At 60.6% G+C, this 22,041-nt stretch carries 16 protein-coding genes; 8 read left to right on the forward strand and 8 right to left on the reverse strand.

Annotated features, from left to right (window positions below):
* Positions 1-52: 52 nt before the first annotated feature.
* The 4 genes from NB311A_RS03105 to NB311A_RS22865 form a co-directional block, all read right to left on the reverse strand.
* Positions 53-4,519, reverse strand: coding sequence for a translocation/assembly module TamB domain-containing protein (locus NB311A_RS03105; protein WP_009796991.1), 4,467 nt, complete (start codon positions 4,517-4,519; stop codon positions 53-55).
* Positions 4,519-6,357 carry an autotransporter assembly complex family protein gene (locus tag NB311A_RS03110; protein WP_245256912.1) on the reverse strand — a complete coding sequence of 613 codons (1,839 nt, stop codon included), beginning with the start codon at positions 6,355-6,357 and terminating at the stop codon, positions 4,519-4,521. Before NB311A_RS03110 ends, NB311A_RS03105 begins: the two co-directional genes overlap by 1 nt.
* A gap of 478 nt (positions 6,358-6,835) precedes the next feature.
* Positions 6,836-7,897 (reverse strand): linear amide C-N hydrolase, encoded by a 1,062-nt coding sequence (locus tag NB311A_RS03115; protein ID WP_040673825.1) that lies wholly within the window; start codon positions 7,895-7,897, stop codon positions 6,836-6,838.
* A complete protein-coding gene (locus NB311A_RS22865; protein ID WP_256365404.1) occupies positions 7,897-8,031 on the reverse strand; it encodes a hypothetical protein in 135 nt (44 codons plus the stop codon). The genes NB311A_RS03115 and NB311A_RS22865 overlap by 1 nt, the downstream gene beginning before the upstream one ends.
* A 165-nt stretch (positions 8,032-8,196) precedes the next feature.
* On the opposite strand from NB311A_RS22865, the gene NB311A_RS03120 reads away from it, so the two are divergent.
* A complete protein-coding gene (locus NB311A_RS03120) occupies positions 8,197-10,302 on the forward strand; it encodes a catalase (RefSeq protein WP_009796995.1) in 2,106 nt (701 codons plus the stop codon).
* Between the two features lie 279 nt (positions 10,303-10,581).
* Here NB311A_RS03120 and NB311A_RS03125 read toward each other — a convergent pair whose 3' ends face one another.
* On the reverse strand, positions 10,582-12,114 hold the full coding sequence (locus NB311A_RS03125) for an alginate export family protein (protein ID WP_040673827.1): 1,533 nt from the start codon (positions 12,112-12,114) through the stop codon (positions 10,582-10,584).
* Positions 12,115-13,166: 1,052 nt separating this feature from the next.
* A complete protein-coding gene (locus NB311A_RS03130; protein ID WP_131522874.1) occupies positions 13,167-13,391 on the reverse strand; it encodes a hypothetical protein in 225 nt (74 codons plus the stop codon).
* 351 nt (positions 13,392-13,742) lie between these two features.
* On the opposite strand from NB311A_RS03130, the gene NB311A_RS03135 reads away from it, so the two are divergent.
* From NB311A_RS03135 to glk, 3 genes are all read left to right on the forward strand, one after another.
* Positions 13,743-13,952 (forward strand): cold-shock protein, encoded by a 210-nt coding sequence (locus tag NB311A_RS03135; protein WP_040673852.1) that lies wholly within the window; start codon positions 13,743-13,745, stop codon positions 13,950-13,952.
* Positions 13,953-14,237: 285 nt separating this feature from the next.
* A complete protein-coding gene (locus NB311A_RS03140; protein ID WP_040673829.1) occupies positions 14,238-14,642 on the forward strand; it encodes a winged helix-turn-helix domain-containing protein in 405 nt (134 codons plus the stop codon).
* A gap of 468 nt (positions 14,643-15,110) precedes the next feature.
* A complete protein-coding gene (gene glk / locus NB311A_RS03145) occupies positions 15,111-16,097 on the forward strand; it encodes a glucokinase (RefSeq protein ID WP_083780366.1) in 987 nt (328 codons plus the stop codon).
* A 240-nt stretch (positions 16,098-16,337) separates the two neighbouring features.
* On the opposite strand, the gene NB311A_RS03150 is transcribed toward glk, so the two are convergent.
* A complete protein-coding gene (locus NB311A_RS03150) occupies positions 16,338-17,813 on the reverse strand; it encodes a lytic transglycosylase domain-containing protein (protein ID WP_207382337.1) in 1,476 nt (491 codons plus the stop codon).
* Positions 17,814-17,945: 132 nt separating this feature from the next.
* Between NB311A_RS03150 and NB311A_RS22195 the strand changes: the two genes are divergently transcribed.
* On the forward strand, positions 17,946-18,275 hold the full coding sequence (locus NB311A_RS22195) for a hypothetical protein (protein ID WP_207382338.1): 330 nt from the start codon (positions 17,946-17,948) through the stop codon (positions 18,273-18,275).
* Positions 18,276-18,971: 696 nt separating this feature from the next.
* Here the strand turns inward: NB311A_RS22195 and NB311A_RS03155 are convergent.
* A complete protein-coding gene (locus tag NB311A_RS03155; protein WP_040673856.1) occupies positions 18,972-19,460 on the reverse strand; it encodes a MarR family winged helix-turn-helix transcriptional regulator in 489 nt (162 codons plus the stop codon).
* A 292-nt stretch (positions 19,461-19,752) separates the two neighbouring features.
* On the opposite strand from NB311A_RS03155, the gene ectA reads away from it, so the two are divergent.
* Genes ectA through NB311A_RS03170 form a run of 3 tightly spaced genes read left to right on the forward strand, consistent with a single transcriptional unit; the run spans position 19,753 to position 22,019 of the window.
* The gene (ectA, locus tag NB311A_RS03160) at positions 19,753-20,256 is read left to right on the forward strand and encodes a diaminobutyrate acetyltransferase (protein ID WP_009797005.1); all 504 of its coding nucleotides are present in this window, start codon (positions 19,753-19,755) and stop codon (positions 20,254-20,256) included.
* A gap of 4 nt (positions 20,257-20,260) precedes the next feature.
* A complete protein-coding gene (gene ectB / locus NB311A_RS03165) occupies positions 20,261-21,583 on the forward strand; it encodes a diaminobutyrate--2-oxoglutarate transaminase (RefSeq protein WP_009797006.1) in 1,323 nt (440 codons plus the stop codon).
* Between the two features lie 19 nt (positions 21,584-21,602).
* Entirely contained in the window at positions 21,603-22,019 is a 417-nt protein-coding gene (locus NB311A_RS03170; protein WP_009797007.1) for an ectoine synthase, read from the forward strand.
* The last annotated feature ends 22 nt before the right edge of the window (positions 22,020-22,041 follow it).

Consider the following 22,041-nt stretch of genomic DNA (forward strand, 5'->3'; position numbering starts at 1 on the left):
ATGTGGAGAGCGAGATGGCGAAATGCATCAACCGTAGGGTTGATCAGTCTCGTCACCATTCGAACTTCATGCCGACTCCCATCGATGTCGCGCCTCTCGCATCGACATCGGATTCCACCCGGATATGACGCGTCACGTCCACATTGGCCGAGAGTCCGGACTGGCTGGCGCTCGCGCCGGTTCGGACTCCGACGCTCAGCCTGTCGCCGATCGCGCGGGACGCGCCGACCATTGGGCCGCCTCCCGATCCGACGCCGACATCCAGACTGTCGACGCCGAGCGAGCGGCGCATTCGGTCCAGCACGCCGTCGCCGCCGCCTGCGAACTGGGCCGCAACTTGGGCGAGTTGCAGGGCCTGCGCCGTCGTCAGGTTGCCTGACGCCTTCTGGAACAGGATGCGTGACAGGATTTCATCCTGCGGCAACTCCGGTCGCGATGTGAAGACGAAAGCCGGTGCGGCCGCCGGGCCCGAGATCCCGATCTGCGCGGTGATATCGGAGGCTTCTATCTCGGCCGCGAAATCGAGTTCAGGCGCAAGGTCCCCGTTGAAGGAGAGATTTCCTCTGGTGAAATTCAGCGTCTTTCCGAGTGCCGTCATCTTGCCGCGATAAAGCGAGAATGCGCCTTTCGGCAAGGGTTTGTTGGTCGTTCCGCCGACGTGAAGAGAGCCGCCAAGTTCCGCGTTCACGCCACGGCCGTGCACGAAAACGTGGTTCGGCGCCGAGACGGTGACGTCGAGTGCGGCGTTGAAAAGCGCCTGACGTCCCTTGCCATTGCTCCTCTCTGCGGCTTGCGCCTTGCGCGCCGCCGCGAGCCGGATGGCGGCCTGGCCCGTGGCGTTGACATGGTCGATGCCGTCGATCGGCTTCAGCGTCGAGGGCAGGCGCTCTGGAATATCGACGCTGACATGGGTGAGATCGACGCGGCCGCTGATCTTCGGATCGCGCGCAAGCGCGCCGGTGACGTTGATATCAAGATTCGCCCGAGCGGTCGCCAGCGCGCTCGCCGCGAGCGTCGCCTGTTGCCCGCGGATCGAGACCGTGCCGGGAAAACCCGCATCGGGCGCGATGCGGACCTGGCCGGAGCCGGACAGCACGCCGCCGTTGGGGGTCGTCGCGCTCAGCCGCTCTATGGATAGGCGCTCACCTTCGGCGGTGAGCTTTGCCTCGATGGCGTCGAACCGCATTCCCGTCTGGTTATCGCGGAAGCTGCCGCCGCTCATGGCGGCAAAGCCGCCGACCTGAGGCCTGGCGCGTGTGCCGTTCACGCGGGCATCAAGCTGCACGATTCCGGAAACGGTGCGGCCGGAAGCCGACAGCATGGCATTGGCGACGGCGGCATCGAGCCGGCCTTTTGCCGTCAGTGCGATCGTCTCGGAGACGTCGAACGGTATGGTGCCGGCCGCCGTGAAGGTGCCGGCCTTGCCTGCCGAGGCCGTGGCGTTGAGCTTTGTGCGGGTCTTTTCGAGACGGCCGTCGAGAGTGATATCGATCGGCGGCACGCCCGCGTTCCTTGTTTGCGGCGCCGTGAGCCGTTTGACGGCGATCTTGTACTGTCCTGTCGGCGCGCTTGCGGAACCGCCGATTTCGGCCGACGCATCGAGCGTGCCGCCGAGGCCGAGGCCAGGCACCGCGACATCGGCTTCGGCGAGCGGGACCGCGCTCGCCGCGGCCTTGAGGTCGAGCACCTTGCCGGCCGTGCCGTCGAGCGTAAAGCGGCCGCCGCCGATCCCGATCGCCAGATGCTGGATCCGCATGGTGTCGTTGTTGAGCGTGAAGCTCGCAGGCCTCTGCAGGGCGATCGTCCTGGCACCGCGTTTCGCGGTGAAGCGGTTGAGGTCGAACCGGATGCGCTCCTTCGGCATCAACACGCCCGCGGCATCGAGATTGAAGCCGGCGGCTTTGGCCGACAAGTTGATTGTGCTCGCGTCGGCGTTGCCCTTCGCGATTAGGGTTGCGCTCGCGATGGTCTGGCCGCCGATCTCGGCGCCGTTGATCCGGGCATCCGCGTTGAGCACCGGATGGCTGTAGAGATCGTCGCCCTCGGCACGCAGATCGAAGTTCCGGATCTCCGTGGCGGCGGCCCGAAGCCCCGTGCCCTTGCTGGCAAGGCGGACGGACTGCCGCCCGCTGTCGTCAGACAGCGCAAGGTCGAGTGAAGCCGCGCCGGCGAGGTCGATGAGGGCAAGCGGTGCGATGTCCGCCAGCGAGCCGGCCGCGAAGCGAAGCTGTCCGCGCGCGAGGTTTTGCGCGTCGATCGCGCCCGCGCCCTTCAGCGACACCGATCCGATGGTGATGTCGATGGTGCTGGCGTCCCAGCCCGCGAAGGCAGGCGCGGGCTTGTCGCGCGCATCCTGATCGGCCTTGGTGCCTGTGTCGCGCTCCATCGGACGGCGGCTCGCCTGGACGATGCCGCGTGCCGGCTTGCCGTCAATGGTGCCGTCGAGCCTGACGTCGATGGCGCAAGGCCCGTTGATGTCGGAGACCGTCGCTGTGAGCCCCAGATGCGGGATCGGTCGCTGCATCGCCGTCGCGCGATCCAGCGCCGCTGTGAGCGATAGTCCGGGATGCGCGAGTCCTCCGGTCAACCCCGCGTCGAGCGACGCCATGCCGGTCAGGCGTACATCGCCAGCCGCGAGATTCGGAAGCTCGATACGCGCCGCGAGGTCGCTGGCTTCGCGGGTTAGGCTTCCCTTGGCGCGAACCGCGACATGGGCGCCGTCCAGCGAAGCCGCGCGGACCGTGTAGGTATCGTTGCCGCCGGATGAAAAATCGGCGGCGAGGGTGACGCGTGGCCCCGCAAGTCCGTCGAGCGCCGGAAGCCCGGTGGCGAAGCGGTCACCGGTGCCGGAGAGCTTGGCGTCGATGCGGCCGCGTTGAAGGTCACCGTCAAGATCGAGGTCCAGCTTCACCGCGCCCGCAAGATTCAACCCGGCAAGGCCGTCGAAGCGGCCGAGATCGGGCACGGTGCCGGTCGCGTGACCGCGCAGACGGTCCCGGCTGGCTTCGCCCGTATAAGTAGTCTGAACTGTGGAGGTGCCGACTTCCAGCCGCTCGATCTTGGCCTCGCCGCCGAGATCCGTTGTGCCTTTCAGCACGAGGGATACGCTGTCGCCGATCGCTGCCGCGAGAGCAGGGTCCCGTAGCGCAATGCCGGAAGCACGCAGGTTGGCATCGATCGCGATGGTCGTGGCGAGGTCGCTGAGTTCGGCGTCTGGAGCGACGTTGATCGAGGCTTCGAGCGCGTCGAGGCTGCCGTCGGGCAAGCGGGCACCGGACACCGCGAGCTTCGCCGAAACCCGGGGCGCCTTCGTCGGGCCGTTGACGCGGCCGTCGAAGGTGAGGCTGCGGATCGAGCCGTGATCGGTTTCGGTGACGTCGCCGTTGCTCGGCAGCGAGCGAACAGTCGCCGAGAAATCCATCATCTTGTCAGCGCCGAGCGCGCCCTTCGCTTCGAGGCGGGCGAGACGGCTGGTGAGGGTCAACCCGTCCATGACGACGCTGCCGTCGTCGCCGATGCGTGTGGCGCTATCGAGCCTGGTTTCGCCGGCGAAGACGGAGGCGGCAAGCGGCGGCAGCCATGGTCCGAGATGACCGTTGATCCGGGTCGCGAGCACGCGGCCGGTCCCGTCCCGGTCAAGCATGATGGAGCCGGTCGCATCGATGGTGGGGCCGGCCTGGAATTTCAGCGCGCCGCGAAAGCTGTCGAGCGTACCCTTGCCGCGAAGCGCGAAGGCGATCGGCGGCTCGTCGGGAAACCGGCCGAGCTTGGATAAGAGTCCATGGGATGGCTCGTCGAGAGTAACGTCGAGGGTGAGGGCGTTGCCCTTCGGTACGAAGGCAAGCGCCACCTTGAAGCGGCCCGGGGAATCCTTGCGGGTTGCGTCGAGATTGAAGATGAGCCCTTCCGACGGCGAGCCCAGTTCGGTGTTTCCGGTCGCGGCAATGCTTACGGCCTCGCCTAGAACCGGCTCGCTGAGCACCAGCGCATGCAGGTCGAAAGCCTTTACCTGTACCTTTACCGGAAGGTTCGGCAGAATAGGCTGACTTGACGTCGCTGCGGATGGCCCCGGCTGTGCGGCGGCGTTCTGCTCGGTGTCGGACTGGTCGCTCTCCGCGGCAGGCTGCTCTGACTCTGTGACGGGCTGGTCGGCGGCGAGCGGCTTGCGGCGGATCTCGAGCGTGCCGATCTCGAGACGATCGATCTCCAGCCGTCCCAGCAGCAGCGCGGTGCGCCGCCAGACGAGGCGGGCCCGATCGAGCTTCAACCAGGTGCCTTCCTTGTCGGTGATGGTTACGTCGCGGATCGTGGCGTCGGACGATAATGCGCCATCCACAGCCCCGATATGCACCTGGGTGGCCGGCGTGGAGAGCGTCCGCGACACCAGGCCGGCGAGCAGGTCCTGCTGATTGTCGCCGGCTCCTCCGATCATCTTGTAGACGGCGACGCCGGCCGCCGTGACGCCGGCGAGTGCGAGCGCTGCGGCGGCGGCGAGGAAGATGGTTCGCCGCGCGCGCATCAGAACGCCTGCCCGATGCTGACATAGATGGCCCAGCGGCTGTCGCCGGGGCGGGGGTTCAACGGTGTCGCAACATCGAGGCGGATCGGCCCGACCGGTGTGAGATAACGCAGGCCGATGCCCGCGCCGTAGCCGACATAGTCGTCGAAGTTCGGTAGCGATGAACTGGAGGCGGTACCGAAATCGACGAACGGCACGACGCCGATGGTCGGCGTGACCTTCACCCGCATCTCGGCGGAGCCTTCGACCAGGCTGCGGCCGCCAATGATCTTGCCGAACATCATCGGCGAGATCGTATTGAAAATGAACCCGCGGACGGAGCCGCCGCCGCCGGAGAAGAAGCGGTGCGCATCCGGAATGCGGGCCAGCGGCGCGCCACCGAGTGAGCCTGCCGCCAACCGGCCCGCCAGCACATAGTTGGCATCTTCGTCGAGTGCGTAGTAGGTCGAGCCCGCGATCCGCGCTTCATAGAGATCGATCGTCGAGCCCATCAGCTTCGAATAGGCATTCATTGTCGCGGCGAGGCGCACCCCGCGCGTCGGATCGAGCAGGTTGTCGGTTGTATCATAGCGTCCGCTGGTGGCGACGCCGATCAGCGTCGCATCGACCCGCCCGAGCACGTCCTGCGATTGCGACCGCTCAACCTGGAGGCCGGCCTGAACCCAGGCCATCTCCGAAAAGCGGTGGATCACGCCGACGGTGCCACGCACCGCATCGTTAGTGTAGCCGCCGAGGTCGTTGTTGCCGACGCGCTCGCGAAAGGCGGTGGCCTCGACCAGGAGGTCGTTGGGCGTGCCGTAAAGCCCCGGCTTGAGGAAAGTCGCGGTGAACCGTCCGCCGAAATCGGAGGCGCGGATATCGCCGAAGTTCAAGGAGGAGGAGCCGTCGAGTCGCCGCAACAGCGAGGCGGATGCATCGAGCCGCAGGCGCTCGGCGTTGCCGAACAGGTTGCGATGCTCGTAATAGGTGGAGACGCCGGGGCCGTCGATGGTTGAATATCGCGCCGATAAACCTGCCGCGTGTTTCGGCCTCTCGGTCACGTCGATGAAGATCGGCACGTTGCCGTTGGCGTCGAGCTCGTCGCCCTCGCGGATGCGGATGCCGCCGATCGCCGGAATCCTGGCGATCGAGGTCTTCATCAGCACGAGGCGCTCGGGCGAATAAGGCTCGCCTTCGCGCAGATGGACATGGGTGGCGACCACGCGCGGATCGATATCCCCGCCACCTGAAATCGCGACATGGCCGATGCCGGCCTTGGGACCGGCTTCGACCCGCAACCGAAAATCCATCGCGGTGGCCGCATGATCCACGGTGGCTTTCACGTCCGCGACCTTCGCGAGCGGATGACCGTTGCTGCGAAACCAGTCGATGAGCTTCAATTGCGCGGCGCGCAGGTTGGCGGAGATCGCCGGATCGCCGGGCTTCAGCGGGAAGGCGCGGCGCGGCAGCCGCTGCGGGATCATCTCGCGCGGATAATCGACATCAACGGCGCGCAGCTTGAATACCGGACCGAGCCGCGCGACGACCTTGACGGGAATGATCCCCCGATTGCGAAAGCTCTCCGCCCGATGTACCGCGGCGGCAAGATCGGTCTCGTCGAGCGTGACGGGAATCCCGTCGACCGTGACGTCGATCTCCGCATTGTAGCGTCCAAGTCCCCAAAGGGCATCCAGCATTGGATTGATGTCGGCCTGCAGGCGGCGCACGAGACCTTCGCCGTCTGTCGGCGGGGCCTGCCTGAGGCGATAGGTCGCGGACGCGTCCCGTAGCGCCTGTGCGGCGTCACCGTCCTTCTTGCCGTTGGCGCTCCTGGCCTCGATCTCGAGGCGATACGACAATGCCGTCGTGCTGATCGGTGGCGGATTGTCGGAATCGAACAGACCGAAAAGGTCGAACGCATGCGCCGGCTCACATAGTGACCAGCCAACGGTTCCGATGGCGGCACAACCGGTACACAGAAACAGTCGTGCCGCAGCGATAAAATTTCTTCGCCTTGCCGGGCTCTCCGAGAGAGCCGGGCTTTGTGGCAGCACCTGTTCCTGAATTATTCCGCTCCCCCGAGCTGTTATCGGCTCAACCCGAGTCTTAGGTAGCTCAGGCTCGGCGATTCCCCCTGTCTCTGTAGCTCACTAGGCTGTAGCCCAACAGGCGCCCGCGTGTCATTTATAGACATCATGATGGATTTTGTTGGACGAAAATATGGAGTCCGATGCTATGACACATCCGTTAAAAAAGTCGCGCACTTGACTCAATGACGAACCGTGGAAACGGCTCTTTCCCGTGGGGATAAGTACGAGATCGGACTGAGTCGCGTGCTCAGAGACCGAGGAATTTGAACGGCTTGGCTTCCTTGAATCGATCGTTGGCAACCCCGGAATAGATCGTCTGGTCGGGACCAAGATCCAGTTTCAACACCTTTCCGGTTTTCTCGGAAAAATCCAGTTTGTTCAGGTCGACCCAGAAGATGTTGGGCGTGAGCACCGACTCGAAGAAATAGAGCTTGCGTTTCTGGTCGGATACGCTGCGCCAGCGGGTCGAGGAGATGTTGGGCTGATCGAGCGTATTGATACCGAACGGAACGGAGACATTGCGGATGACACTGAACACGCTTGCGATCGCCTCGACCGGCTTCTCGCTCTTGGGGATCGCATTCACATAGAAGGAGGCGCGAGCAAACCGGTCGGAAGCACGGTTCGTGCCCGGCAGCATCACGGTGCCGCCGATCTGTTTCCAATATTCGTTCAGCGCGAGCTGCTTCTCGAAGATCGGTGAATTTGTCATCACCTGAAAGTCACGGCTGTGGTGGATGACCTGTTTGCCGCCGATAAATTCGATGATGGCGCTATCGCCAGTCGCATCAGAGAGTGAGAGATGCAGTGTGGCCAGCCGATCCTGGCCGGGCACCTTGTCCGTAACGATCGTAAAAGACTGCTTTGCCAGCACATCGACAGCTTCCTGAACGGTGGCGAAGTTGTCGAGCACATATTGCGCCCAGGCTGCGATCGACAGGGCGGGAGACTTGCCGTCGTATTCCGGATAGGAGGACTCGACCAGCCATAGCACGTTGGTCACAAGCCCTGCCTCGTTCATGCCGTCGGTGGTCGAAACATCGTAACCGGAGGCGATAACGCTGCCGTATTTCGACGTCCACCGGATCGAGTTCGGTCCCGCCTCGCCGGACCGCTTCATGCCGCGTGGAAAGACCCAGAGATTTGTGCCGACATCGAGCGTCCAGTCCATCGAGCGCGCCGTGATCACTTCACCGTCGGCGCCATGGTAGACGACGCGTGTGCAGGCTTCGGCCACAGGGGTGAAAAGCAGATTTGCGGAGACGAACAAGGCGGCGCAACGCGACGCGCGTGAATATTTTGGTGACATCACGAACCCCTTTTCATTCCAGCAGCATGATTCCGAATCATGCACCCTAAAGAGAGAGCCGCCACGATCAGCGCGATCAGGCCCATCAGGACCCAGCGTAGCGCAAGCAATAGCGTGCCGGCAAACAGCGCCATCCAGAATTGCGCTCTTCCTGTGACCGCCGCGACGTTGCGGGATGTTTGGGCTTCTCAAGGCTTCGCTCCGGCGTTTGCCAAATAGCGCTGTTCCTCCGGAACTGTGGTTCGCCCGCCGCATTGAGACAGACGGGCAGAGCGCGCGCATTTTCAGAGGGAAACCAAATGGCCAAAACCTCAAAAGGGGCGTCGAAGAAAAGTGCGACCATTCATGATCAAACGCTGATCCGAGGAAACGGCGGCGAGCTGCATCAGCTTGCCGAAGGCGATGTCCCCGTCTTGACGACCGCCCAAGGCGGTCCGATTTCGGACGATCAGAACACATTAAGGGCGGGTGAGCGGGGACCCAGCCTGATCGAGGATTTTCAATTTCGCGAAAAGCTCTTTCATTTCGATCATGAGCGGATCCCAGAGCGCGTGGTGCATGCCCGCGGCTATGGAGCGCACGGCTACTTCGAGACTTACGAGTCGCTCGCCAAATATACCCGCGCCGATATCTTCCAGCGCGCCGGCGAGAAGACTCCGGTCTTCGTGCGGTTCTCGACCGTCGCCGGGTCAAAAGGATCCTTCGACCTGGCTCGCGATGTGCGGGGCTTCGCCGTCAAGCTGTATACCAAGGAAGGCAACTGGGACGTCGTAGGCAACAATATCCCGGTGTTCTTCATTCAGGATGCGATCAAGTTCCCGGATATGGTCCATGCCGTGAAGGAAGAGCCTGATCGAGCATTTCCGCAAGCGCAGTCGGCGCATGACAACTTCTGGGACTTTATCAGTCTGACGCCAGAATCGATGCACATGATCATGTGGGTCATGTCCGATCGGGCCATCCCACGCTCCTTCCGCTTCATGGAAGGATTTGGTGTCCATACATTCCGCTTCCTCAACGCTAACGACGAATCAACTTTCGTCAAATTCCATTGGAAGCCAAAGCTAGGCCTGCAGTCTGTCGTCTGGAACGAGGCGGTAAAGATCAACGGCGCCGATCCGGATTTCCACCGCCGCGATCTTTGGCAAGCTATTAAGTCCGGCCATTTTCCCGAATGGGAGCTGCGGGTGCAGCTATTTGATCAAGCGTTTGCCGACGGTTTCGATTTCGACGTGTTGGATCCGACCAAGATCATTCCAGAAGAGTTACTCGAGCCGATGCCTGTGGGTCGGCTGGTGCTCGACCGTATGCCCGACAACTTCTTTGCTGACACCGAACAGATTGCGTTCATGACGCAAAATGTTCCGCCGGGCATCGATTTCTCCAACGATCCGCTCTTGCAGGGCCGCAATTTCTCCTATCTCGACACCCAGTTGAAGCGCCTGGGCAGTCCAAACTTCACCCATATTCCGATCAATGCACCGAAATGCCCGCTCCACCACTTCCAGCAGGATGGCCACATGGCTATGTGCAATCCTGTCGGCCGCGCCAACTATCAGCCCAATTCCTTCGGCGAAGGGCCGCGCGAAAGTCCGCAGGGTGGGTTTCGTTCCTTTACGGATCTGGAAAAGGGTCAAAAAGTACGGCTCCGCGCCGAAAGCTTCGCCGATCACTATAGCCAGGCCCGCCAGTTCTTCATCAGTCAGACGGCGCCCGAGCAGCATCACATCGCGATGGCACTGACATTCGAGCTCAGCAAGGTCGAAACTCCGCTTATCCGCGAGAGGATGGTGGCTCATTTGTTGAACATCGACGAGGGGCTTGCGGAGATGGTCGCCGACAAGCTCGCTATCCGGACCATGCCGAAGCCTGCCGAGGCTGCCGTTGCTCCCCGTGATGATCTGGATCCATCGCCCGCGTTGAGTATCATCGAGAATTGTCCGATGAGCTTCGCGGGCCGTAAAGTAGGCGTGTTGGTGAGCCCCGGCGCCGACGCCGGGTTGCTGAAGACGCTCATGACGGCGATCGAGAAGGAGGCCGCGGCGATGGAAGTGATCGCGCCAAAGATCGGAGGTGTCCAAGCCGCGGATGGAAGCTGGATCATGGCCAACCACACGATCGACGGTGGGCCATCGGTGCTGTTCGATGCGGTCGTCCTGCTACTTTCTGCGGAAGGTGCAGGGCATCTGATGGTCGAAGCCGCGGCCCGTGATTTCGTCGCGGACGCTTTTGCTCATTGCAAGTTCATCGGCTTTACTGCGGAGGCAGTCCCTCTGCTAAAGAAAGCCGGCGTCGATCCCGAAGCGGACGAAGGCTTGATTTCATTCGACGGCCCGGCGTCGATTAAAGGATTTATCGAATCTTGCCGCAAGCTGCGGCTTTGGAGACGGGAATCCAGGCGTTAACGAGAAGCCACTCGGTTATTTCAGTCGGCGTTAGCCGTGTTCACAGCCCAAGAAGGCGATCCATCCGGCTTTGCGTCCGCCACGCGACGCATCGGTTTTATCGTCCGCCGGCCGCCTTTCGCGATCTGTGGGAGCCGCGCACTATAAAGATATTCAGCAGAATTTCGTAGCGGCTCTCGCCAAGCCGCTCGAGCACAAGGTCCAATAAAATATTATCATTCGATGTGATGTTGTGGATACCATCGTGACATACTGCGATGACGCAGGGCGGCGCAGCCTTTAAAAGAAGAAACTCGTCTGGAGATAACCGTAGAAGGTGTCAGCCGTGTTGGGCGCGTTGGGGGCGTCCCTCAGGAATCTGCCTTTGATCAGGTAGGCTGCCCCGGTTTCGAGCAGCATGGCATCGGGGACGACCCAGTATCGCAGACGAGCCTCAACCTGGTGGCCGGCGAAGTTGCCGGATTGGCCGGAAGGGTCCCGCACTCGCGTGCCGCCGAAGCTGTCGGTGCGATCCGCCAGGAAAAGCGAGCGGTAAGCGACGAAGGCATCCCACACCGGGCTCGGCGTCACCTCGAAGCGTATCGCCGGTGAGACCAGGTTCGCCCGCCCCACCGGTCTGTAGAGAGCCATCGGGTTGTATTCGCGCGCGACGCCATACAGAGTGTCGAAACGGGTGAAGGTATTAGGATTGCTGCTGTCGCCGCTGGCGTGATCGTATTGCAGCGCGACCCGCGGCCGCCAGGGCGCAGCGAAGGTGTAGCCTGCCTCGCCATGGACGAAGAAGGCCGAGACGCTGAGGTCGCGCGTATCGGTGACGGCGGTCGTCTCCCGAGCGCGGCCCATCTGGTAGATCGCCTCGAAATCGTAGTCCAATTCTCCGGGCTTCTTCTTCCGTGCCAGCCGCGCACCGGGGATAAACAGGCGACGGTTCCGGGTCTGCACCGATCCCGGACCTGTCCCGGTATCCCGTTCATACAGGCCGTAGCTATAGACCTCGAACGATCCGCCGAACACATTCGCAAAAGTATAGGAACCGCCGAACAATTGCAGGTCCGGGCTCTCCGAGTCTAACTCGATCGTATTGTTACGGATACCGCGGGTGTCATCGGGCAACCGAATCTGCGGCATGGTCCAGAGCAGGGTCATCTGATCCTTGTTGGCGCCTTTCCAGTCGTAGGAGAGGCCGGTGAAGCCGTTCATGGTGTTGCGGTACAGCGGACGCGCTATGAGACGGCGTGAGCCGACGTCCTTCGTGAACCGGCCGGCGGTGAGGCTGCTCCTCGAGCCATCCTGCAAGATGCCGGTGAGATCGACGTTGAGATAGGCTTGGCCGAGTTGAAAGGCATTCACGTCGGTGGTGGAGACCGCCGAGTTTTGTGGTTCGAAGTAGCCGCGGCTGTCGAACAGCTCAGCGCCGATCTTCACCGTGCCGAGATTGTATTCGGCGAAAATGTCGGTGAAGAACGAGGCCATATAGTCGTCGTGCGAGAAAGGCGCCGGGCGAAACGTATTGGCAAGCCCTTCGCCGCGGGCACGGAACATGCCCTTGACCGTGAAATTCTCGGGTCGCCCGAGTGCGTCGTAGAGTGAAAATATCGGCTTTGACGTGGTCGCCTTGAATGTCGGCCAGGTCTGCGGCTTCGCCTCAGTGTGAACATCTCCGTTCTGAGCTATGGCATGGCCATGGCCATGCCCCTGGCCCTCGTCGCCCTGTGCCTGTGCGAGATTCGGAGGAATGGCGACAAACAAGGCAGCAGATAGGAAAACCAGCCCTGCCGTCGAGCCAAGGAGCGAACCCTTCATATAATTCATACCCTTCCCCCATGTTGCTCTCTCATGGCGGGTTTCGGATCCGCTGAGCCACAACATTCGAAAAACGTTTCGCGCAGTCTTTGACTGAACGCAGCAGTCCGCGATTGCCGAACATCCCTCATCAAGGAGCGATGCGACATCTCAAAAGCGGCGATCATCTAAAAACAGGACGACTCGGGATTGCTCCCCGGTCGATAGCCTATCGATGTATCTATCGCTATACATCGAGTTCCGTGATGTCAACAACCACGTATCTCTATTAAGGAAGCGAGGGGTCCGAGTGAGACTTAAAGGCAACACACAGGCAGCTCATGCGAACGACGATGATTGCAGTCCTGCGATCAATGATACGGCGGTTATCTGCGCGTATATTTTCTGTTCAGCCGCGCCAAACTCGGTGCAACGCTACGTGGGATGAGATTATGTGCTCGCTTTATGGTTGACGGCGGTGCTATCGGTAGGTGCTGTCGGTATATGTGTATAACTACATCGGCCGGAATTTTGCTTTATAAGGGCGAGCGCTCTGGTTTCAACTCTTGAAACACTAAGACGGCAAGAGCGCTCCCGTCGGACGCTGGCGATCTGCAATGAACTAATTCAGGAGGCGTGAGGCCGCCATTTCACTTTGGCGGCTGTAATCCTGGTGAATTGATCCACCTTTCGACGATTATGGCGTGATCCGCCTGTAGGAGCTTTTTCAGCATTGCGTATCGCCCCGGTCCAGGTGGAAGCGGGCTATTCTTCTCGCGTACATCAGTTGGAACAGTAGCCTTCGAAGCAGCTTCAGGCATTTTTGGTCTCCGTGCGGTATATTGACATTAATATATCGTCTCTGGCCTTGCGCTGTCTATCGAGCGAAAAGCGTGAATACGCTCCGGGGCTCAGCTCAAATACGGACAGAATCGTTTGACATAGGCCAGGAAACGCTCCGCCATCGATGGTTTGCGACCGTCGTTGCCTCGGAGACGCCCGGAATAATTGTCGTATGCACGGTCCATTGGACCCCTCCGAGTGGGCGAGGAAGTCGAGTTTTCAGTTGGCGCGGCGAACTTCTATTTCGGCTTGAATGTCTCGCTGGAGACGACCAGTGCCTCCATACGAGCTGCTCTAACAGCGATGTCGGTCAAATCCTTTCGGCGATAAACACCTTTTGCTGCGGCCTTCAGAATCTGTTCGGCCATAAATGCCTTGGTCGACGAATCCGACTGGATCTGCAGGGCAGCGTCATCAAGGGCTGCGGATAACATCCGGGTGAATTCCGATGAAAATTGCGACACGTCTTCCTCCCTGCTTCCATTCCGGCTTTGGCGCTCCATTCGTTATATTATGAGAAATATATCGCAATCGATATCGAGATGTCCATACTTAAAAAGGGCGGGGCGTGATCATGATTGTGGCGGCAATCATGCCGCTCTCGGGCCGCGGAAGACGTGCGCTACCCCTCGAAATTCTGCTGTGCAATTGTAAAGTTCAGCGATATATATGTGTGAATACGACAATCTCATCGTCCGTTTCCGCCGCAAGGTGGTGGTGGCTTGGTTCCAGGCCGCTTGCGTTCCCAGCAGAACTTGCCGCGCTGTTCGCTTCGGTGGATGGCGCGGCTTCTTTATGATGCCTCGGAGAAGAGAATGTCGACAGGTATAGTGAAGTGGTTTAACAGCCAGAAAGGTTATGGATTTATCCAGCCGGATGGCGGCGGCAATGACGTGTTCGTGCACATCAGCGCTGTTCAGCGCGCTGGACTCAACGGTCTGGGAGAAGGTCAAAAGGTGTCGTTTGAAGCCAGAACCGATGAGGCGCGCGGCAAGGTGAGCGCGCAGAATCTGTCGCTCAGGTGAGGACACGGATTGTGCCGAACTGAGGTAGCTCGTCCGTTCCAATACAGGGCGAGCTACACCCTCCGGAGCGCATTCGATCCGCGTTGAGGGTATCCAGACGGATCTATGTTGGCGAGCGGCGCTTTCGGTCCGGTCGATCATCGCCCGCTCAATGCGAACGCTTCCAGCGCTGATGGTGGAACCCTCCGTTCGTCAACGCAGCTTGCGTTGGCGCACCTGGCCGTAGAAATGGACGTTATAAAAGACTAATATAAAGCCTCATCCTCCGAGCACGTTGAGTGTGACATGCGGCCGTCGTCCAACAGACCACTACTTTCACTGAACTTACGGATCGATCTCGATCCCACGAGTTGCATAGGACCGGGCAAAATCCAGCTGCTCGAGAGCATACGGACTTGCGGCTCAATTTCGGCTGCCGGACGTTCCATGGACATGTCCTACAAGCGCGCGTGGGATCTCGTCGATGAAATAAATCGCATCTGCCGGCAGGCGGCAGTCGCGCGGCAGGCGGGCGGCAAAAACGGAGGCGGCGCAGTTCTGACCCCGTTCGGGGTCTCCCTGGTCGCTCGCTATCGAAAAATCGAACGCGATGCCGCCAGCGCAGTTCACAAGGAACTTGAGGCGCTGCGCAACGACATCCGGCACCCCAAAAAGAGCACGGAACGAGGCCGGGACGTCAAGGCTCATTGAACCTGGGCCCTTTCCGCTTCCAGCTTGCCCTATGACGTAATATCACTGGACGGGTAGCGACGTAAATCGAGGAGCGGGATCACGTTCGACGCCCAGTGCGATTTGCCGCTCTGGTCAACACGGAAGTGAAGACCTCGATCAGATCCTGCATGAGTTCGCTTCCAGTCTATAAACGTCAACGGTCAACGCCAACGGTCATCGCGCCGTGAGCATCGTTCAGCGTGGACGCCACTGAGTTGGCGCCGTTCAGCTTTCCGGATTTGGACGAGCAAGGCCACATAATAACAAGGCGGTCGTTGGTTCCCAATGCGTTCGATCTGAACGTCACGCGAGTCGGCAGAGGCAAAGCCTGAGCGATTTCTCAGGTAATTATGAAGACGCGTGACGGACTATATGCACATCGAGACTGCGATGTTATCGATATGTCCTGCGTCGTCATGGCGACGCGCCCTGCATATAGGGAGATCCATGGCTGACATTGCAAGTCGCAAATTAGTGGGTGACATCGGCGGGACCAATGCCCGGTTTGCACTCGTCACGGATGAGCGCATGGGGCCGATCGAGACATTGGCGGTCGCCGATTATCCGGACTTCGATCGGGCGCTGGCCGCGTTCCTTGATCGTCATCGGAACGGACTTCCGATCTCCGGCGCGGTGTTCGCCGTAGCCGGAGCCGTCGAGGCCAATCGCAGCATACTGACCAACAGTGGTTGGCTGATCGATGCTGATCGATTGGGAGCGATGTTCGATTTACCGGTCGTGCGCGTTGTCAACGACTTCAAGGCGGTCGCCTGGTCGCTGCCGGATCTCACCCCTCGCGACCTGCTTGCGATCGGAGGCGGCGAGCGGGCTACAGCTGCGCCTGCAGTCGTGCTGGGGCCCGGAACGGGCCTCGGGCTCGCCTGTTTCGTGCCGGGACCTTACGACCCGCTCGTCGTCACGACGGAGGCGGCCCATACCACGCTTCCAGGCACCAATGCGCGGGAGGATGCGGTCATCGCGCATCTACGTGGATGCTTCGGCCATGTCTCCGTGGAGCGCGCCTTGTCAGGTGCGGGGCTGGTCAATCTTTACCAGTCGCTCGCCGCCATTGATCATCTTTCCGTGCCTCGACGCGAACCGCGCGAGATCACCGAAGCGGCGCTTCGCGGGAGTTGTCCGACTTGCCGAGAGGCTGTCGACATGTTCTGCGCCATGCTGGGCACCGTTGCTGGAAATGCCGCGCTGACTTTCGATGCGCGTGGCGGCGTGTATATCGGCGGGGGCATTGCCCCGCGGATCAGCGAGTATCTGGCATGCTCGCAGTTTCGCGCGCGGTTCGAAGCGAAGGGGCGTTTCCATGCCTACGTCGCGGCCATCCCGTCCTGGGTGATCACGCGGCCCGATCCTGCCTTCATTGGATTGCGGCATCTCGCCACGAAGCTGAGCAGCGACCGCGAGCCGACCTCACGGTAATTGCGCTCGGTTCGATCGGTAGATTCCCAATCGCGCTTCATCCCGGATCAGGCTCGCAGGAACGGCTTCGGCCCGCAGAGACAGATGTCCGCCTCCGCTTGAGCTTTTCCGCTTCTCACTCAATCAGAAACGGGAAGCCGACGAAACTGAGATGACCGGGGCCATGGCGTCCATGAAGATCGTCTCTGGCGGTGAGGACATCTACCTGCTGATCCCGATCGTTGACGGCACAGCCGACCGCTACCCACTGTTCATATCGGCTTCGATAGTGAGGCGCGGTGATGTCTTGAATTGTGACCGGTAGACCTGCAGGTTCTCCATGACACGCTGTACATAGATGCGAGTCTCCGTGAAAGGGATCCGCTCGACCCAGTCGATTGCATCCACGCTTGGGTCACGTGGATCGCCATAGCGTGCGATCCATTCTTTGACACGCCCGGGGCCGGCGTTATAGCCAACAAAAGCAAGAACGTAATTGCCATCGTATGTACCAACGAGATGAGCGATCTCCGCTGAACCCATCTGCAGATTGTAAGTCGGATCGCTGAGCAGCCGCTTGAGGTCGAACTTGATCCCCAGCCGGCGGGCGATCGTGCGACCGGCGGCCGGGGTCACTTGCATCAAGCCCTTTGCCTTGGCGCCTGACACCGCGCTGGTATTGAAAGCGCTTTCCGCTTTCGCGATCGCGTAGACGAGGCTCGTCTCGGCCTTCGGTCCGATCGAAACATATTTCGGCAGGCCGAAAGCCGGAAAGGCATATTGATCGAGCGCAAAACCACGCGCGAGCGCTTTCCTGCCAATCGTCAGCATCGCGCGTGCATCCTTATGCTTTGCTGCCGTCTCGGCGATGAGCGTGAGTATGCCGATGTCACCAACGCGGCCGAGATCGACAACAAACGAAGCCACGAGATCACGATTGCCGGTTGCGTAAAGTAGATCAACCGCACGGACCAGATCGACTTTGCGCAGCGCTGCGCGCTTGGTGCGGTCCAGCCGGGGTGGCCGGCGTACTGCGATCGTGCGCCGGCCGAGGCGGGCGTCTGCCAACTGGCCATAGTATGCTGCAGTATACTGCCCCGCTTCATTGTAGTATCGGCTTGCCTCGCGGCTATGGCCGGCTGCTTCCGCCGTACGCCCGAGCCAATAATAAGCACGAGCAAGCGAGGTTGGATGTATCGTGATCCGTGGAATGCGAGCGAAATGCTCCGCCGCACGGGTCGGATCGCGGAGGAAACGCAATGCGATCCACCCTGCAGTGAAGGGTTGATCGACGCGAAGGCCTTCTTTCGAGGGCGGGGCCGCGTCGCGAGAAATCCGGTAGGCGATCTGTGCTTCGCCTCTGTCGAGCAGTTCACGAACAAGAATACGGCACTCGATCCACCACTCATCAGGATTGCGAGCGGTGTTCCGATCATGAGATGCCGACAATATCAAGCGGCTGGCTTCGCCGATATGACCGCTGCGCCGAAGCCACTGGGCGCGGGTAAGAAGGTAGACGAGGTTGCTGCGAGCAGACTTTGGCACCGCGTTGAGCAGTGCGTGTGCGTTCTTTGCCTTGCTGTTGACGGCGGCTCGCGCCTTTACGAGAGCGATCTCAGCTTCCCCGAGGCGCCTTGCCGCGCGCATCGCTGCACCAAAATCGTTCGCATAGAGCCGCATGTCCATGCGCACTCTGTGGTCGGCCCTTGTCAGCAGCCGCCCAAATTCCTTGATCACCTGCGATTCGGCATGGACGGAGAAACGGCCTGTATGCCACGCAGAGCGAACATATTTTTGAGCTGCCGCGGTCTCACCCTGCGCAATCAATGCGCGTGCCAGCGCTAATTTGCCAGGCGCTGCCGATGGCTTATGCTGGGCGAAGAAGTCGAATACAACGCGCGGCTGCTTTGGTTCAAGCCAGAGCTTGGATTCCGCGCATCGTCGGAACTGGCTGACGCTCGGCCAACCAGGATTGGCTCGTACGAACGTAGCGTAACGCGCAAAGCTCATTGCATTGTTGCAGGAACGCAGGATCGTCCATTCTACCAGCTTTCTGCCGATAGGGTCGCGGATCTGACGGCGACGATCCGTCGCCGCCGGGACATTGCCGCGACCCGCGAGTTGTACGGCTTCTTTGATAGTATTGAGGTCCGTTTTCGACGGCGCGTGCCCCGGCGAATAAGCTGCATCGGTCGTTGATGATTCGACTCTTGACGGAGGAACAACAGCAGGGGATGCGTGCGTCGGCGGCATCGACGAGAGAAGACCGTCTATTGCGTCCTGTTGAGTCGGAACGGCGGTTACATGCGGCCGAGGGCGTGGCGCGGGCGCGTTGTGGTGCGCCGGCAGCCGACCGGCGATGCGCAGATTTGTCGCAGCGTCACCTCTGCGGATCGTCTCCCTCCGCGCGTTGGACGCGGTCGCGACCTCCTGATCGACAGCCTGCTCCAGGGTTGTGTACTTGCCGGTATTCGCACGCGCAGCATCAGAGCTCGTCGCCAATAGCGTTATGCTTGCAATAAGCGAGAGGTGAGCAAGATATGCGCGAATCCTTGATATCATCATTTTCCGTGCGCGAATCCCTGAACTGAAAGGGGCGAATCGTTCACAGGAGATTTTCTCGCGGAACTGTTGAGGAATCGAAAACCGGAATCAAGTTGGCGCAATACAGACCTCAAGATTTGAGATTGAGGCGCGCGAGGCGACTTGGAACTTGTCCGGTCTCATGATCGCATGGTCATTGATTAAACTGTGCGTCCTGTGAGCCCGCCAAAAAGCCGGTTCGTGCGAAAAGAAGCCTGTTCGTTTCCTCGTTCTTCCTATCAGTCGGCGCCCGGTTCTCGATCACGCGGCCAGCGATGCCGCGACCGATGAGGCTGGGCGAAGCGCGCCGATCTATTTCGGCTGGGATCGATCGATTGCACTGCTGTCGAGCAAGGGAGCGGCATCGATATTCTGCGCATCCATAAGCATGGCCAACCGCTCGACCGCAGCAAGAATCATTGCTTGCTCCCACTGCGGCAATTGAATGAAGCGACTGGTGAATGTGAGGTGAAGCAGGTCCGGCGCGTTGGTCACCACCTCCCTGCCAGTCGGCGTGGCCGTCAGCAAGCATTGGCGCTTGTCGCTCGCGCTACGCTGACGCTGCACCAAGTTTAGCGCAGCAAGCCGATCGACGATGGTTGTAACTGTCGCCTGGCTGAATTGCAGCGCCTGCGCGATGACGCTCGGCGTCGTTTCCGTGCGCGCGTCGATCTCGCGCAACACGAGCCATTGCGATGTGGTGAGGCCTGTCGCGAGAGCCAGCCGGCGACTGCCGATTTCGGTCGCTCGCAGTACCCGTCGCAGGGCACGCAAGGTCAATGAAGCGATCTCTGGTTTCATGTGCCAGCCTTTAACCTTGCCCTCATTCTGAAGCGAATCGCCATTGATCCACTGCAAGATATTCGAAATTAATTTGATATTCTAAATAGTTCAGGGAGTTGAAATCACAGAAATTGACACATATTTCGCTATCTTGCCATCGAAGAGCCTATGCGATAGCTTAAATATAATACGTAAACTGAAGCAATTAATTCGGATACTGAAGCAATTGCGGGGTCGTCAGATTCGAACATCAGATAGATCCTTGTCCGCGACATTGAATGCTGTTCGGCGCTTTCGGGAAGGAGTCCGGTTGAGGAAGCCTACGGTTGCGGATGGCCCCGCGATCACGCGGCTGATCGCGGCCAGCGCGCCGCTCGACGTCAATTCCGCTTATTGCAACTTGCTTCAGTGTACGCATTTCGCGGACACGTGCATCGTTGCCGAACGGGGTGGAGAAATCCTTGGATGGGTTTCGGGATATCGTCCACCGAGCGAGCCGAGCAGCTTCTTCGTGTGGCAAGTGGCGATCGCGAGAGAGGCGCGCGGCAAGGGCCTCGCCCGGCACATGATCAACGCCTTGCTGGACCGGCCGTTCGCTGCGGGCGTCACCCGCCTCATTGCTACTGTGACGGAAGATAATGCGCCGTCGCGGGCTTTGTTCAATGGATTGGCCCGTGCATGGCGCGCTTCGCTGACCAGGCGTGCGATGTTCGAATGCGACACGCATTTCGCCGGCGCGCACGCCACCGAATGGCTGGTCTGCATCGGTCCTTTACAAGGCCGACACTTCCAAACTCAAGATCAGGAGATCTGACGACATGGCCACAACTGTGCTTGCCGCGCGGCGGCCTACGCCGACCCGCCGCATTCCCGACCGCTCCATCTATGAGCGCCGTGAATCCGAAGTGCGCAGCTATGCGCGCGCCATGCCGCGGCAGTTCAACAAGGCCGAAGGCGTTTGGATGTACGACAATCAGGGCGGTCGCTATCTCGACTTTCTGTCGGGATGCTCGACGCTCAATTACGGTCACAATCATCCGGTGTTGAAGAAAGCGCTGATCGAGTACATCTCCGCCAACGGCATCACCCACGGGCTTGATCTTCACACCGATGCCAAGGCGGAGTTCCTCGCAACCTTCGAGTCGGTGATCCTGAAGTCGCGCGGGCTGGACTATCGCGCGATGTTCACCGGACCCACCGGCACCAACGCAGTCGAAGCCGCCATCAAGCTGGCCCGCAAGGTGACCGGCCGCGGATTGGTGATAGCGTTCACCAACGGCTTTCACGGCATGACCCTCGGCGCGCTGGCCTGCACCGGCAACGCCGCCAAACGCATCGGCGCGGGAGTGCCGCTCAGTCACGTCAGCCACGAGCTGTATGACGGCTATCTCGGCCCGGATGTCGATACCGCCGAACTGCTGGATCGGCGGTTATCCGATCCTTCCAGCGGACTCGATGCGCCGGCGGCGATTCTCGTCGAGACGGTGCAGGGCGAGGGCGGGCTTAACACCGCGTCGCCGGAATGGTTGCGCGCCATCGCCGACATCGCCAGACGTCACGGCGCGCTGCTGATCGTCGACGACATTCAGGCCGGCTGCGGCCGCACCGGAACATTCTTCAGCTTCGAAGGCATGGGTTTCACGCCGGATATCGTCACCATGGCGAAATCGCTCTCCGGCATGGGACTGCCGTTCGCGCTCACCTTGTTCCGTCCGGATCTCGACCGGTGGTCGCCGGGCGAGCATAACGGCACGTTCCGCGGCAACAACCACGCTTTCGTCACCGCGACGGCCGCGTTGCGGCACTTCTGGAAGGATGACGCCTTTGAGAAGGATATCGCGCACAGGGGGCGGCTGCTGGCGAAACGCCTGGACGCGGTGGCTGACGAGTTCGGACTTTCAACGCGCGGCCGTGGCATGATGCGCGGCATCAATGTCGGGTCCGGCGAGGTCGCCGACACCATTACCCGCGCCTGCTTCTCCGCTGGGCTCATCATCGAGACCAGCGGCGCGCATGACGAAATCGTCAAGGTGCTTGCCCCTCTCACTATCGACGATGCTGTTCTTTCTGCCGGCCTCGACATTCTTGAGGAATCGGTTCGCACCGTGGTGACCGGCAGTCACGGCGTCGCAGCCGAATAAAGCAAGAAAGAGAAAATGAATGATCGTTCGTCAACTCAGCAACATTCGAAAGACCGACCGGCTCGTCAAATCGAAGGGTTGGGACAGTACCCGCCTTCTCCTCAAGCGCGATGGCATGGGCTTCTCCTTCCACATCACGACGATGTACGCCGGCGAAGAACTCAAGATGCATTATCAGAACCATCTTGAGGCGGTTTTCGTTCTGGAAGGGACCGGGGTCATCGAGGATCTCGGGACCGGGAAAATCCACAAGCTTGAGCCTGGCGTCATGTACGCGCTCAACAAGCACGACCGCCACATCGTTCGCCCCAGGACAGACATTCTGACGGCCTGCGTGTTCAATCCGCCGGTCGCCGGCCAGGAGGTGCACGACGAGAACGGCGCCTATCCGGCGGAGGCCGACATCGCGCCGCAGAAGGCAGCGGTCAATTCCTGAAACTCTTTCGAGAGAGAATCGA

It is taken from the genome of Nitrobacter sp. Nb-311A (genome assembly GCF_000152905.1).
In the GTDB taxonomy this organism is placed as follows: Bacteria; Pseudomonadota; Alphaproteobacteria; order Rhizobiales; family Xanthobacteraceae; genus Nitrobacter.

Bases quoted from the DNA above. Each gene is read 5' to 3' on its own strand.
- NB311A_RS03105 (WP_009796991.1), bottom strand. From the start codon at position 4,519: ATGCGCGCGCGGCGAACCATCTTCCTCGCCGCCGCCGCAGCGCTCGCA.
- NB311A_RS03115 (WP_040673825.1), bottom strand. From the start codon at position 7,897: ATGTCACCAAAATATTCACGCGCGTCGCGTTGCGCCGCCTTGTTCGTC.
- NB311A_RS22865 (WP_256365404.1), bottom strand. From the start codon at position 8,031: ATGGCGCTGTTTGCCGGCACGCTATTGCTTGCGCTACGCTGGGTCCTG.
- NB311A_RS03120 (WP_009796995.1), top strand. From the start codon at position 8,197: ATGGCCAAAACCTCAAAAGGGGCGTCGAAGAAAAGTGCGACCATTCAT.
- NB311A_RS03125 (WP_040673827.1), bottom strand. From the start codon at position 12,114: ATGAATTATATGAAGGGTTCGCTCCTTGGCTCGACGGCAGGGCTGGTT.
- NB311A_RS03135 (WP_040673852.1), top strand. From the start codon at position 13,743: ATGTCGACAGGTATAGTGAAGTGGTTTAACAGCCAGAAAGGTTATGGA.
- NB311A_RS03140 (WP_040673829.1), top strand. From the start codon at position 14,238: ATGCGGCCGTCGTCCAACAGACCACTACTTTCACTGAACTTACGGATC.
- glk (WP_083780366.1), top strand. From the start codon at position 15,111: ATGGCTGACATTGCAAGTCGCAAATTAGTGGGTGACATCGGCGGGACC.
- NB311A_RS22195 (WP_207382338.1), top strand. From the start codon at position 17,946: ATGCTGGGCGAAGAAGTCGAATACAACGCGCGGCTGCTTTGGTTCAAG.
- NB311A_RS03155 (WP_040673856.1), bottom strand. From the start codon at position 19,460: ATGAAACCAGAGATCGCTTCATTGACCTTGCGTGCCCTGCGACGGGTA.
- ectB (WP_009797006.1), top strand. From the start codon at position 20,261: ATGGCCACAACTGTGCTTGCCGCGCGGCGGCCTACGCCGACCCGCCGC.
- NB311A_RS03170 (WP_009797007.1), top strand. From the start codon at position 21,603: ATGATCGTTCGTCAACTCAGCAACATTCGAAAGACCGACCGGCTCGTC.